This is a genomic window from Granulicatella sp. 572.rep1_STHE (genome assembly GCF_001073445.1).
Classification (GTDB): Bacteria; Bacillota; Bacilli; order Lactobacillales; family Aerococcaceae; genus Granulicatella; species Granulicatella adiacens.
This window is the reverse complement of sequence record NZ_JVBO01000045.1, coordinates 55,230-69,712: the sequence shown is the minus strand read 5'-3', so window position 1 is coordinate 69,712 and position 14,483 is coordinate 55,230. Positions and strand designations below refer to the sequence as shown.

14 protein-coding genes are annotated in these 14,483 nt (G+C 40.6%); 1 reads left to right on the top strand and 13 read right to left on the bottom strand.

The window, feature by feature from the left end:
• Nucleotides 1–117 precede the first annotated feature (117 nt).
• From ADH99_RS09770 to ADH99_RS09720, 11 genes are all read right to left on the bottom strand, one after another.
• Nucleotides 118–1,566, bottom strand: coding sequence for an APC family permease (locus tag ADH99_RS09770; RefSeq protein WP_005607223.1), 1,449 nt, complete (start codon nt 1,564–1,566; stop codon nt 118–120).
• A gap of 28 nt (nt 1,567–1,594) precedes the next feature.
• Complete coding sequence (locus ADH99_RS09765) at nt 1,595–3,013, bottom strand: C69 family dipeptidase (RefSeq protein ID WP_049554493.1); 1,419 nt, start codon at nt 3,011–3,013, stop codon at nt 1,595–1,597.
• Nucleotides 3,014–3,165: 152 nt separating this feature from the next.
• Nucleotides 3,166–3,420: a hypothetical protein gene (locus tag ADH99_RS09760; RefSeq protein WP_049554494.1), complete on the bottom strand. Its 255-nt coding sequence runs from the start codon at nt 3,418–3,420 to the stop codon at nt 3,166–3,168.
• Nucleotides 3,421–3,431: 11 nt separating this feature from the next.
• On the bottom strand, nt 3,432–3,791 hold the full coding sequence (locus tag ADH99_RS09755) for a YbaN family protein (RefSeq protein ID WP_049554495.1): 360 nt from the start codon (nt 3,789–3,791) through the stop codon (nt 3,432–3,434).
• A gap of 9 nt (nt 3,792–3,800) precedes the next feature.
• Nucleotides 3,801–4,079 (bottom strand): hypothetical protein, encoded by a 279-nt coding sequence (locus tag ADH99_RS09750; protein WP_049554496.1) that lies wholly within the window; start codon nt 4,077–4,079, stop codon nt 3,801–3,803.
• 165 nt (nt 4,080–4,244) lie between these two features.
• Entirely contained in the window at nt 4,245–5,423 is a 1,179-nt protein-coding gene (locus ADH99_RS09745; protein WP_049554497.1) for a pyridoxal phosphate-dependent aminotransferase, read from the bottom strand.
• Nucleotides 5,420–5,914 (bottom strand): Lrp/AsnC family transcriptional regulator, encoded by a 495-nt coding sequence (locus tag ADH99_RS09740; protein ID WP_049554498.1) that lies wholly within the window; start codon nt 5,912–5,914, stop codon nt 5,420–5,422. The genes ADH99_RS09745 and ADH99_RS09740 overlap by 4 nt, the downstream gene beginning before the upstream one ends.
• 152 nt (nt 5,915–6,066) lie before the next feature.
• Entirely contained in the window at nt 6,067–7,074 is a 1,008-nt protein-coding gene (gene plsX / locus ADH99_RS09735; protein ID WP_049554499.1) for a phosphate acyltransferase PlsX, read from the bottom strand.
• Between the two features lie 36 nt (nt 7,075–7,110).
• Entirely contained in the window at nt 7,111–9,162 is a 2,052-nt protein-coding gene (gene recG, locus ADH99_RS09730; RefSeq protein WP_049554500.1) for an ATP-dependent DNA helicase RecG, read from the bottom strand.
• A gap of 855 nt (nt 9,163–10,017) precedes the next feature.
• Entirely contained in the window at nt 10,018–11,703 is a 1,686-nt protein-coding gene (locus ADH99_RS09725; protein WP_152903670.1) for a DAK2 domain-containing protein, read from the bottom strand.
• Nucleotides 11,704–11,740: 37 nt separating this feature from the next.
• The gene (locus tag ADH99_RS09720; protein ID WP_039849201.1) at nt 11,741–12,103 is read right to left on the bottom strand and encodes an Asp23/Gls24 family envelope stress response protein; all 363 of its coding nucleotides are present in this window, start codon (nt 12,101–12,103) and stop codon (nt 11,741–11,743) included.
• 247 nt (nt 12,104–12,350) lie between these two features.
• Between ADH99_RS09720 and rpmB the strand changes: the two genes are divergently transcribed.
• Entirely contained in the window at nt 12,351–12,539 is a 189-nt protein-coding gene (rpmB, locus tag ADH99_RS09715; protein ID WP_006703478.1) for a 50S ribosomal protein L28, read from the top strand.
• A gap of 772 nt (nt 12,540–13,311) precedes the next feature.
• On the opposite strand, the gene ADH99_RS09710 is transcribed toward rpmB, so the two are convergent.
• Nucleotides 13,312–13,701 carry a bleomycin resistance protein gene (locus tag ADH99_RS09710; RefSeq protein ID WP_005607249.1) on the bottom strand — a complete coding sequence of 130 codons (390 nt, stop codon included), beginning with the start codon at nt 13,699–13,701 and terminating at the stop codon, nt 13,312–13,314.
• Nucleotides 13,702–13,807: 106 nt separating this feature from the next.
• Entirely contained in the window at nt 13,808–14,479 is a 672-nt protein-coding gene (locus tag ADH99_RS09705; protein WP_049554501.1) for a thiamine diphosphokinase, read from the bottom strand.
• Between the last annotated feature and the right edge of the window lie 4 nt (nt 14,480–14,483).

Here is a 14,483-nt window from a genome sequence, read left to right as displayed (position 1 = left end):
GTAAATTTATCTTCATTACTATACCATTTTTCTGTAAAATTGTCAGTTTGATACCCTATTACATTTTAAAAAATAAAGCCCCCCTTTTCCAGAAGGAGGACTTTCTAAAACTCATTTTTATGCTTGTTGTTTTTGTTCTCTTCGTGCAATCCATGGAAGGACGAGTCCGAGTCCAAGAAGCGCAAATGGCATAATGATATTTGAAATTAAGACAAACCACCATTCAGATGGATTTTGCGCATAGTCCACTTGTGGCACCATTCCGAGAATACATGCAAATGCGGTGAAGGCAAAGCCCCAGAGTCCCATTAAGAATCCGAGTGTCTTATTGCTAATGTATTTATATTCGGCATTTTTATATCTGTCCCAATGACGATACAAGAACATAAAGGCGACAAATACCCACAAGAAGCACATTGGGGATACGATGGCGTTCAAGTTTGTCATCCATACTACGACTGTATCAATTTCCTTAAGCCCTAGTGCTGGCATGACAATTAATGCCCCTGTTAAAATTCCTGTAAGTAAGTATCCATTCTTTAATGTTCCGTTCTTTGTGCGTGTTCGAAGCCAGCGAGGAACATATTCTTTGTCAGCACTACCAAGGAAGATTTGAAGCGGCGCATCAATGGAGAGGGCTAGTGTAGCTGTTTGTCCGATAAATTGCGTCAATGCGTAAATCGTAACAAGAACATTCCCAATATTCCAATGCTTTCCAAGTACCGCAAACGCTTGGTAGGCCCCATTTCTCATTAAGTCCTGAGGAATATTGTTGCTATCGAAAATCATTCCCATCGCAAAGGATCCAAAGACCGCACAAATCCCCACCATGACCGCCATCGCAATCATTCCTTTTGGAAATTCCTTCGTTGGATTTTTTACCTTACGAACATAAGGAGACATAGACTCCGCTCCACCGACTGAGAAAACAAGAAGCGCAATCGTTGTAAAATAGGCGAAATCAAATTTTGGAATATACGTTTCAAGCTTATCCATATTCGCAGTCGCTAGTTGTAAATCCGGTTTAATGAGTGGAACACCCACGGCTAATAGGATGAACAAAATAGACATGACAAACATCGCACTCCCCGCAACTGTTCCTAAGAATTTCAATACCCGAATTCCTTTCGTTGAAACATAAAGAATGAAAAGAAAGAATGCTAGGCAGACCGCAACGAGTAGCGGAATCGGAAGTTCATCCACAATTCCTGAGTGTCCTTGGAATACCCAACCAAGCGCAATCAAAATCGTCTGCGGTTTTTGTGCTAAATACGGAATTTGAACCACCCAAAACGTCCATGCAGCAAAATACGCGAGTTTCTTCGTAGACGTATGTTTAATCCAGTCACTCACTCCTCCTTCACTATCTTGGAAAGTTGAACCAAGTTGTCCAACCATCAATGAATACGGAATAAAGTAAATCACTAAAATAATCAGCCACGATGTAATAACTACAATCCCTTGTTGGGCGAAGTTATTGACAACGTTCCCGAGCCCCCATACGAAATTAAACGCAATAAGGGCTATCATCAACCAACTCAGTTGTTTTTCATTTTTTTCTTCCATGTTCTAACCTCCTAAACCCAACCTGCCATTAATCACTCACTGAATAGTGGTTGACCATTAAATTACTTGCACGAAGCAATACTTTATCGAGTAATGCAGCTGTCTTCTCTTCGATATAATCACTCATTTGTTGATTTTCCGCTTCGAAGTCGACTACTTCTCCTTTTTCAAGACGAGCATCTACTTGGGCAATCATGGCTTCTCCACGAGATAATGTATTCTTTTGATAACTTTCAATATCCGCTTGATGTTCCAAGTAATGCGCATCCGCAAGTCCTGCAATTAATCGGCTTGACCAGTAGAAGGAATCCGTTGAAACCTTCGCTGTAGTGTTGGCAAAGTACGCTGGAGTTGTTTCCACTTGCGTAAAGAAAGGAACGGCCGTCGTAAAAGGCATTGACCCATAAGAGACCCATTGAATCCCTGTTGTATCATGAGGACGATTTGGACGAATTTGGAGGATAGCCGTTTGGCTCGTACGATTAATCCCTACCGTACGGAAGCGACGATTGCTCTTCCCATCGCCTAAATTTCCATAAGGATCATAAGGAGTCATTTGGAAATGCGTACTCATCGATTCTTTCACATCTTCAACGGTAATTTTGCGATAAGGAACACGCGCCCAAGGGATTTCAAAGCTTGTTGGAGATTGTTCCACTTCAGGGTTAAACATGCGTTGAATATCCCAAGCACGAGGCGTGTTATACAAGCGGTCTTTATCTCGTTGTGAACCAAATGCGTAACGTGGATTGAAAGATTCCCCGTCAAAATTCAAATTGAGGTGGTGACGAATCATAAAGTCTTTCAAATCAGGGTCACACATAAAGTTTTCTTTATCCTCAAAATCAAAGAAGTCACTGCCGAGTTGGTTTGGATTTACGACATACGCATCATCGGGTACGCGGCGTGCCATCCAGTGATGTCCCCCGATGGATTCTAACCACCAAATTTCATTCACATCGGAAATCGCAATCCCGTTTGATTCATAGGTTCCTGCTGTTTCCAGGAAATGTCCAAGACGTTCGACCCCTTCGCGCGCCGTTTGAATATAAGGTAATACGAGAGTGAAGATATCTTCTTCTCCAATCCCTGTTTCAACTAGTGGATCAGCTCCTAATACACGGGGATTCGTCGAAATCGTCTCTGTTGCACTGACAGCAACATTATAGGCGTTAATCCCAGCAGCTCCCCAAATCCCTTCATTATTGATGGCGTTTGGCATGGCTGTATAGCGAACTGGATTGTCCGGTAAGTCTGTTTCAAAACCTGAAATCACTGCTTTATAGTGACGTGGTTGGTCTTCTGGACGAACGACAATGAATTTTTTTGGAGTAAACTCTCCATTACATGAATCTTCCGTACGGGCTACAAGCGTGGAACCGTCATAGCTAGCTTTCTTGCCAACAAGAATGGTTGTACATGAATCATGTTCTTGGTCAAATCTCATAACAATTACCTCCATTTACTTTATTTCTACACTTAAATTATAGCCCTATTCGCACTTTTTCTCAAAGGGCTCCTCTCTATTATTTATCCTTATTTTCTTCCTAATGATAGGTAAAAAAAGAACCTAGCGTAAACTAGATTCTTTTGTATCTTCTATTTTTGTTTTCGTTTTCGATAAACCCATTCTGCGATGGTAATCGTCGCGGCAATCACCCATAAGACGAGCACCGTTGTGAGCGCGTATTTAATATTAAAATAAATAGCCGCCATACATAGCACTAACACCGCTGCAATTACGTAGCGTAAATTAAAGGGCGCTACTCGTTGGACGTACCACCAGACAAAATCTTCGTTTTCATTTCTTGTCACTTTATAATCTTCTATTAACGCTTTAAACTTCTCAACCATCTGAATCCCTCCTACTTTTTATCCGGAATCACCCAAAATAGATAGTAAGTAATAAACACTGTCAACGCGCCAAGTCCAATTTTCACCCAAATAATCGGAGCGAAGTAAATAGAAATGGCCATTAAAATATAGATATAAATAATAATTTTCTTTTTACGACTACGCGCAATTGACTTCGTTTCGCGGTAATCTGCGACATAAAGCTGGTATAACTTAGTTTTTTGAAACCATTCTTCAAAGCGCCTTGAACTCTTTGAGAAACAAAATACGGTTAACAAAAGAAAGGGAGTTGTTGGAAGTACCGGAAGGACAATTCCTAATAACCCTATTGCTAATGAAACCCAAGCTATCACAAAATAAATAATTCTCATTGGATTGTTCTATTCCTCCTTAGCTAATTGTGTCATTCTTCGTTGGATACAAAACTCGAGTACTTTAGTGAGTACATAGAGAACTCCAGCAAAATAGAAGAAATAAACAAAGTAACTCACGGAGACATTAACGGCTAGAAGAAAGGTCGCTACTAGCACAATCACCCAAAACAACTTCAAGACGAACATCCATTTTTGCTTTTTCATCCATTGTTTGTCCGTTAATGTATGATCGCCTTTATCGAGAGCAATTATGGTATCAATAAACTTTGTAAAACGTTCTTTCAAGCATGGTCTCCTTTCCTCTTAAGTAAGCATAGTGTAGCATAGGATCATTCTTTTATCAATTAAATTTTAATCATATTTTAATCAAAATTAAAAATACAACTACGCCTCTTTGGGAATCGATTTAAACGACTCCAAAAGTGGTGTAGTTGTACCTCATTTTAATCTCTATTTTTCATTTCTTAATTTCGTAATGAAGTGCTCGATGCGATCTAACGCTGTCTTCAAATCTTCAATCGAATATGCATAAGAAATACGTAGAAAGCCTTCACCAGATTCCCCAAAAGCGGTTCCTGGAACAACGGCTAAACGTTCTTCTTCTACCAAGCGCATAGCAAATTCTTCTGAACTTAATCCGAATTGAGAAATGTTTGGGAAGATGTAGAAAGCTCCAAATGGCTCAAAGCAAGGAATCCCTAAGTCTTTGAAACGTTTCACCAAGTAACGGCGACGTTGGTTGTAGCTTTCGCGCATCTCAACAATGTCTTCTTCAGAATTACGAAGGGCATCCACACCCGCATATTGGCTAAGAGTTGGAGCTGACATAATCGCAAATTGGTGAATTTTATACATTTGTTCCATAATTGGCTCTGGAGCTAAAGCATACCCCAGTCTCCATCCCGTCATCGCAAATGCTTTTGAGAATCCTCCGATTAAAATTGTACGATCGCGCATACCCTCAATTTCCACAACGGATACGTGAGGTTTTCCAGTGTAAGTTAATTCTCCATATAATTCGTCTGAAACAACGATAATATCATGACGTTTTAATACATCACAAACCGCTTCTAAATCTTCACGTTCCATAATTGCCCCAGTTGGGTTATTCGGGAAGTTCATTAGAATCGCTTTTGTCTTCGGTGTAATCACTGCTTCTAAATCTTCAGGTGTTAAACGGAATTGATTTTCCTCTTTTAACGGAAGAATCACTGGAGTTCCATCGGCCATTGTAACCGCTGGGACATAAGAAACATACCCTGGGTCACAAATAATCACTTCATCCCCTGGGTTTAAAAGCACACGCATTGAAATATCAACGGCTTCACTTCCACCAACAGTGATGACACATTCATGCATTGGATCGTATTTTACCCCATGACGACCTTCTGTAAATATACATACTTCTTCACGAAGCTCTTTTAACCCTGCATTGGCTGTATAGAATGTACGGCCTTCTTGCAACGCTTTAATCGCTTCTTGACGAATATGCCAAGGCGTATCAAAATCAGGCTCTCCAACCCCTAGTGAAACAATATCCTTGTATTCACTCGCCATATCAAAGAAACGACGAATCCCTGAAGGTTTCAAGTCCTTAATTTTATTATTTAACATATTTTCTAAATTCATGGAGTAACCACCTGACGTTTATCATCTGCTTTACCGACAAACATAGTGCCGTGATCTTTGTATTGTTTTAATACAACATGTGTTTTTGTAGATTGTACTTCTTCAATCACTGAAAGACGTGAAGATACGAAGTTTGCGATTTCACGCATTGGTGCTTTCTTTAATTGCACCATAAAATCGTATCCACCAGACATCAAGTACACTGCTTCTACTTCTGGGAAATGATAGATTTTTTCTGCAATACGGTCGAATCCTTTCCCTTTTTGAGGATTTACTTTTAATTCGATAATCGCTGAAACATTGACGTTATCAGTTTTTTCCCAGTTGATTAATGTATGGTAGCCACAAATAATTTTAGCTTCTTCCATCTCTTTAATACGGCGTGTGACTTCTTCCACATCCATTTCTAATAGAGAGGCAATTTCTTCTGGAGTTAAACGACTATTTTTCTCAATTAATTTTAAAATTTGCTCGTTCACTTCTTTGAACATAGACTTTCCTCCTTTAGTTGCACTTGCAACATTTTGTACTTTCCCATTGTACCCTTTTTTTGTGAGAATTCCTAAGAATTTATTGCAGTTTTATGAAATTTATAATTTTCTATAAAAAAGCTCTCTTCCAATCTGAAAGAGAGCTTCATTCTTTATTCCGCTGTTTGTTCAAAGTGAGCTACTAAGTCGTTGATAACTCCACTGGATACGATTGTGTCGATTTGTTTCATGGCATGGTACACGCTGTCTGATTTTGAAGAACCGTGTGATTTCACAACTGCTCCTTTAAGACCAAAGAGCACCGCACCCCCAAATTGTGAGTAGTCCAATGTATTCTTTAATCCGTAGAAGGTATTCTTGAGTAAGAGCGCTCCAAGTTTTCCTTGGATTCCTTGCCCCTTGATTCCTTCTTTTAGAAGACCCATCATCGCAAGCGCTGTTCCTTCGATTGTTTTCAATACGGCGTTTCCAGTAAATCCGTCTGTCACCACGACATCCGCAGCACCTGTTAAGATGTCACGAGCTTCCACGTTCCCAACGAAGTTTAAGCTATCATCTTCTTTCAAGAGTCCGTAAACTTCTTTTGCGAGTTCGTTCCCTTTTCCTTCTTCAGCTCCATTATTTAATAAGCCGACTGTTGGGTTTTCGTAACCAAGAACGTATTTTGAATAATAGCTTCCTAGAATACCGAATTGGTGAACATTTTTCGGTTTACATTCCGCGTTCGCACCTACGTCCATCATAATAAATTGACGGTTGTCTTTTCCAAGAACAGGCAACACTGGCATCAGTCCTGGACGGTCGATTCCTTTAATACGGCCAACCACTAATAAACCAGCCGTTAGAAGAGCCCCTGTATTTCCGCAAGAGAAGAGCGCATCTGCTTCTCCTTCTTTGACTGCTTTAGCTGCAACGACCATTGAAGCATCTTTCTTCGAACGAATCGCTTTAACCGGTTCGTCATCAGAGTTGATTTTTTCTGAACAGTGAATCACACGAATATTTGGAAGGGATTCCTCCAAGCATGCATTCACTTTTGCTTCGTCTCCATATAATTGAAACTCGACAGTTGGCATTTCCTTTGCTGCAAGGACGACCCCTTGGACGATTTCTTTAGGAGCGTTATCTCCACCCATCGCGTCTACTGCAATTCTTACCATTGTTGTTCCTCCTCTTCTAGCCACGTGGCCATGAAGTTATCCATTGATTTCTTTCGTTGTTTGTTCGATAAATGCCTTCATGCGTTTCGTCTCGGCTTTTTCTCCTGCTGGATCTTCCGAGGCATAAAGGATTGCATCTTTACGTGCTTGTTCTAGTATATCATAATCTCGTATTAAATCGGCAATCTTAAAGTCTGGAATACCGGACTGTTTCACGCCAAATACATCCCCAGAACCGCGTAGTTCCAAGTCTTTTTGACTGAGATAAAATCCATCTGTCGACTCGCACATAATGCGCATGCGCTCTTTCCCATTTTCGGTTTTTGGACTTGCCACTAGAATACACGTTGAAGCATGTTGTCCACGACCAACACGTCCACGCAATTGATGTAGTTGCGCTAATCCAAATCGGTCCGCATCCAGAATGACCATCACCGTAGCATTTGGCACGTCCACCCCAACTTCGATGACCGTTGTAGAGACGAGCACTTGTAGTTTATTGGCTTTGAAGTCCGCCATCACCGCTTCTTTTTCGTCAGCTGGCATTTTCCCGTGCAGGAGTCCCACTTTGACGCGGTCTGAGAAATGCGCTGAAATCATGCGGTAAATCTCTTCGGCGTTTTGCACATCAAGATGTTCCGACTCTTCGATTAAAGGTGAAATCATATAGGCTTGGCGCCCTTTTTGAATTTGTCGCTCCACGAAGTCAAAAATTTGTTCCATTTCTTGCTCACGAACCCAAGTCGTTTTGATTGGCTGACGACCACGAGGAATCTCCCCAAGGATAGATATATCCATTTCCCCAAAGGCCGTAATCGCAAGTGTTCTAGGAATTGGCGTTGCCGTCATTTGAAGCACGTTCACGCCTGCACCTTTTCCAGCGAGCGCCTGACGTTGCTGCACCCCGAAGCGATGCTGTTCGTCGATCACGACAAAAGCTAAGTCTTTAAAGTTCACATCTTGTTGGAACAAGGCATGTGTCCCGATTACAAGGTTTGCCTCCCCACTCTCAATCGTTGCGAGTAACTCTTTTCGCTTCTTCTGCGAACGATTCATACTTCCGGTTAACAGAACGGATTTCAAATCTGTCCCTTGAAGGAGTTTTTCAATCGTCAGCATATGTTGTTCTGCCAATATTTCTGTAGGAACCATGAGGGCTGCTTGCTTGCCTGTCAGAGCCGTTGCGACCATGGCAATCGTCGCTACAATCGTCTTCCCGCTCCCTACATCCCCTTGCAAGAGACGATTCATCTCATAAGGCGCACGCAAGTCAAAGCAAATCTCATTCACGACTTTCTTTTGCCCATCGGTGAGTTCAAACGGCAACGTCTGAATAAACGCCTTCAGTGCGGCATTATCATACAGCACCGCTTGCCCTTTTGTTTGCTGGTGGCGCTTCTGACGCATCCATTGCAAGCGCAGTTGATATAGGAAGAGCTCTTGGTAGACGAGTTGGTATTGCGCACTCTGTCTTTCCAGTTCATCTTTTGGAAAATGCATCGCCCGTACAGCGTCACGGTGCCCAATCAAGTGGTGCGACGCCGTCAACTCTTCTGGCAATACTTCTGGAATTTTATCTTCAAAACGCTCCATCGCCGTTTGAACGAGTTTGAGAATCGTCGCCTGTTTCAACGATTTATTCGTGCGATAAACCGCCTCAACTTGGTCTCCTTCTTCATCCTCCACATTTCGGTTCGATAAAATTTTCATCCCCATCAAGGTCGTTCTCTTCGCATCCCATTTTCCGTATATGGCAATCTCTTCGCCTTGAACGACTTTATCTTTTAAATATGGTTGATTAAAGAACGCAACTTGGATGACTTGCTGGTCAATCGCCATGCGAAACGCCAAACGGTTCTTCTTGAAGCCGTAGTAGCTCACAACCGGTTGCGTCGCCACAAGCCCTTTTAGTGTAACTTTCTCTTGATCCATGATTGTTTGCACATCACGAATTTGAATATCTTCATAACGAAACGGAAAATGCGTTAATAGGTCATAGACCGTCTCGATGCCAAGTTCTGCTAATGGCTCTAATCGTTTTGGTCCAACGCCCGGCAAGACTTGCACACTTTGAAAGACTTCACTCATCCAATCACATCCTTTCTACTTTAATAAGTGTAATTCAAGTCCCGTTTAATCGTCAAGAGGAAGGAAAGGTATAACAGTCGTGAAGATTCTCTTTAGGATTTATTCATCGGTATCACAAATCCGGCACCTCCCTGAGTCTTCGTCTCAGGGTTACCAAGCTTCAAAGCGAGGCTAAGGAATAAATCCCTAAACCTCGCTAATTCACATTGGTTGCTTCCTCGGTACTGTGATTCCGATGAAATCCTAAAGAATCTTCACTCCTTCAACTTTCCTTCCTCCCTCCTTGACTGTTACAGTGCAGGGAGTTTGGATGTGCATTCCACAAAGTGCAGTCTTCCCAGTCTACATCGAGTAAAGCCCAAAAGAATCTTCGCTCCTTCAACTTTCCTTCCTCTCTCCTCAACCTTTACAGTGCAGTGATTTTATATGTGCGTCCCACCAAATACAGAGCTTGCCCTTGCAGCACCACGATTTTTGAGGAGCACTCACTCAGTTCCCTTTTTCCCATTTGGAGGCGAGTGAAGACTCAGACGCAAGCGAAATTTAGAAAGCACTAGCTGCCCAGCGAAATACCCTGACTTGAGCACGAAAACCAACCAGTACACTTACTTATTGTTGAATAGAGATCCTTGAGGATTACGGAGAATCATGCGGATTCCATAATAACTGTAATGGGGAATCGCATTAAAACGAATAAGAGGGCGTAAGGAATTTCATTCCCTACGCCCTCTTTGAGGCTTTAAAGGTGAGAGACTTCGGCTCGAACCGGTGCCCCATTATAGTTTTTATGGATAAATCCGCAAGGATTCAAAGTAATCCGGAAGGATATTAGTACTCTTTTTAATTTTCTTTTTATTATTCAACAGATAATAAGTAAGTGTATACTGGTTGATTTCCTTCGTGAACTTCAACCTCAACATCAGGGTATTTCGCTTCTACAGCTTCAGTGATTTCTTCCACTTCGCTTGCGTCTGCGTCTTCACCATAGATGATTGTTAGGATCTCTGAATCGTCGTCGATCATCTTCTCGATTGTCGCAAGAGTTGCTTCCTTACGGTCCGCAATACTTACTAAAATCTTGCCGTCAACAATCCCCATGAAGTCGTCTTTTTTAATTTCAACGCCATCAATGTTTGTATCGCGAACTGCATTTGTGATTTGACCACTTGATACAAGCGCCATTTGTTCGCTCATTGCAGCTTGGTTATCTTCTAAGCTTGCTTCTGGGTTGAAGGCTAATAATGAAGCTAATCCTTCTGAAATAGTACGAGTTGCAACAACGGCAACGGCAGCATCTTCTGATACTTCAGCCGCTTGGTTTGCAGCCATTTGAATGTTTTTGTTGTTTGGTAATACGATGACTTTTTCAGCATGCGCTTCTTTTACAGCTTGAAGAATATCTTCCGTACTTGGGTTCATGGTTTGACCACCGTTGATGATCGTTGTTACACCCATGCTCTTGAATAATTCTTGAACACCTTCACCTGCAGCAACCGCTACGATTCCGTATTCTGCTTTTTGTTTTTGCGCTGCTTCTTTTACCTTTGCAGTGTAGTCTGTTTTTAGCACTTCTTCGTGTTGGAGACGCATGTTGTCTACTTTCACTTTCATTAATGAACCGAAGCGTTGTCCGTAGTTCATCACTTCACCTGGACGCTCTGTATGCACGTGTACTTTGATGATTTCATCGTCTGCTACTACTAATAGAGAATCTCCAAGTTCGTTTAAGTAGTTACGGAAAGTATCGTAGTCAAAAGTATCTACGACTGTTTCACCTTCACCGATTTTCACCATGATTTCAGTACAGTAACCGAATTTGATGTCGCCAGTTGACACATGTTCGTAGTCAACGCCTGATTCGTGGTGAGCCACTGAAGTTAAATCGATTTTATTGCTTTGTAATGATTGAACTGGAACGGCTTCCCCTGTTAATGCTTCGAAGAATCCGTTGTAAATGAATACTAAACCTTGACCGCCTGAATCCACTACGCCTACTTCTTTTAATACTGGTAGTAAATCTGGAGTTTTTGCTAAAGATTTTTCAGCTCCACGTAACACTGAACCCATTACTTCGATGATGTCGTTTGAAGTTTCTAGTTTGCGAACACCACGTTTTGCAGATTCACGAGCAACAGTAAGGATGGTTCCTTCAACAGGTTTCATAACGGCTTTATAAGCTGTTTCCACACCGTTTGTAAATGCTTGGGCTAATTCTTCACCAGTGATAACCTCTTTCCCAACAACCGCTTTAGAGAATCCACGGAATAATTGAGATAAGATAACTCCTGAGTTCCCACGAGCACCCATTAATAATCCTTTTGCTAAATCTTGTGCTAAGTCCCCTACAGTTGTTGCTGTAGAGTTTGCAACACGCTCCGCACCCGATTTGAAAGAGAGCATCATATTTGTTCCTGTGTCTCCATCTGGTACTGGGAATACGTTTAATGAGTTTACGAATTCTGCATTTTCAGATAAACGCATTTCACCGATTTCTACCATTGCGCGGAAATCTTGAGCCGTAATAGTTTTCATAGTTGCCATATTTTTCTTACTTCCTCCTGACTAGAATCAACAAGCATTACGCTTCGATGATTTTAACTCCTTGAACATATACATTCACTGTATTCGCAGAGAATCCTAACATTGTTTCTAAGTTGTATTTCACTTGTTCTTGTACATTTCTACAAATCGCAGAAATTTTAGTACCGTATCCAACAATAATGTAAACATCAACCGCAACGCCTTCATCTTCTTGACGGATTACTACGCCACGAGAAAAGTTTTCTTTCTTCAAGATATCATTTAAGTTATCACGAATTTGATTGCGGCTAGCCATCCCAACGACCCCATAGTTGTCTGTTGCAGCTCCACCAACAACCGTTGCAATGACTTCATTGCTCAGTTCAATTTGTCCATTTTCTGTTTGAATTTTTACTGTCATACGAATACCTCCCATTGAATGTATAAAGGTTTCTGCCTATTTTTAGACAGATTGACACATTATTTCTATACTATAATATCACATTCCTACACGATTACCTAGCTTTTTATCAATTTTTAAAAAGGGGTTAATCTCTATAACCGACTCACTTGCAATCTTACTTCAACTATGCTAAATTATTTAAGTATATGATTTAGTTCAAAATTATATCAGCTGATAATGAATTAAATAAAGGAGGAGAATGAAAATGGCTAAAGTATGTTATTTCACTGGACGTCGTTCTGAAACAGGTAACACTCGTTCTCACGCTATGAACGCTAACCGCCGTACTTGGAAACCAAACTTACAAAAAGTTCGTGTTTTAATCGACGGCAAACCTAAAAAAGTATGGGTTTCAACTCGTGCATTAAAATCAGGTAAAGTAGAACGTGTTTAATACAGAGCACTATTAAAAAGAGCTTAGGCGATATCCCTAAGCTCTTTTTGTTTTTCTAAAAATAAATAAGCCGAAGGCTTGAAAAGATAAATGAAACTGCTAAAAGACATTCAAAGATATTTGAAGGAATGCATAGCGGAATTTAGTGTAATGGTACCGGCAGGAGCCTAAAGTCTCCTCGCCTACCAAGCTTCAAACCAAGGCTAAGCGACAAGTCGCTAAGCCTTGATAATTCACATTGGTTACTTATTCATTACACTAACCGCTATTTCCTCAAATATCTTTTTCTGTCTCTAGAAGTTTTCGCTCTTTTCAAGCCTCTTATAAACCAAAGAGTTAGGATCCGCCACTCTTTTCAACTCTACTTTACCTGAGATTAATGCCAGGAAACCAAGGGACCATGGGTGGTGCTTCTCATGGAGTTAGGTGGGTGTGCATTTTTTTGATTTATTTTTCAAAAAAATGGAGTTTGTGAAAAGGTTATAAGATAGAGGTTTGAAGCAGTCTCAAAGGAAAGAAATCTATTTTCATTATTTGTAAATTTATCCGTCTGTTGAGGTTTTATCCGCTACAAAAAGCTTAAAAATAAGGATGATAGAGGCTCTATTATTGAAAACAACGGTGAACGAAAAAATTCCAAAATTCACTTATAAGTGAATTTTGGAATTTCAACTAAGATTGTGAAAAAACATCGCACGAAACAGTGCGATGTTTTGTTCTATTTTATATTATATGTTGCTTTATCCTCTGCAACCATTGAAACTGGTATTTGTTAATTTGTAAATCTCAACAAATACCCATTTGGATCTTGTATTAAAAACTCTATTTGCATTTCTTCTATCCCATTAACTTGATATATGTTTCTAGTTAGTTCTCTGTATAATTCTATATTCAAATTATTCACTAATTTATAAAGCTCTTCAATATCATCAACAGCTATTGAAAAATTTATTCCTCTTCCTAATGGATATACTAGTTCACCTATATTCCAACCATCATCGTGAATTTGTTCAAACATAAACTGACTATCTTGAAATGACATGAAAACAAATTTATCTTCAGTACGTTCATATTCAATTTTAAATCCTAATTCTCTATAAAATTTTTTAGTCCGTTCAATATCAAAAACTGACAATTCAGGAATCATCCTATTAAAATTCATGTTTCCTCCTCGACAAATTATAAATTCCCAGCTCTACAAGCGAAGGATTTAATTATTTTTTCTTTTTTGGTGTAAGTAATTCATCCTAATTGTGCGATATTTTATCTTATCTCCAATGATCTCGGGTTTGGGCGACTAGGATAAGTCCTTTTGCAAAGGAAATGGTCATCTTGTCTGCTGTAAATTCATTGCTGACAAGTGCCACTGGGTATTCGTAGCTTTTTGAATCGAGGGTGTATTTAACATTTTGTAGAGTTAAATTTTCCACAGGAGTCATACTAATAAAGGAAAGGTACTTCGTAAAGTCCATCTTTTCAATCGTGTACGTGCCTGGCTGAATGAAATTCACGACATTCGTTGCATCCTCGAATACCACATATGGAATCAGCGGTGCTAAATCTGGTCGCATCATCGTCCACAAGGTACTAATTGCGTGGTCCACTCGTCCGCCAAAAGAACCGAGTACATGAATCGGTATACCTTCGTAATGCTCCTTCACCCATAACAAGGCTGCCTCAAAATCCGTATCGTCTTTTTCAGAAGGGAGCTGGACAATAGTACCTGCTGCTTCATGAATCAAGTCGCGCTGTTCTTTAGTGACAGAATCAAAATCCCCAATCGCTACTTCCATGGGAAGATACTGATCTAGTAAACGTAGAGCGCCACCGTCGACGCCGACAAAACGGAAGTCTTCATAAGATTTGCCGTATCGATTTTCTAAGAGCGCCTTGATATCCTCTTTGGTGTTGGGTCCTCCCAAGACAATCACAACTTCCATCTTC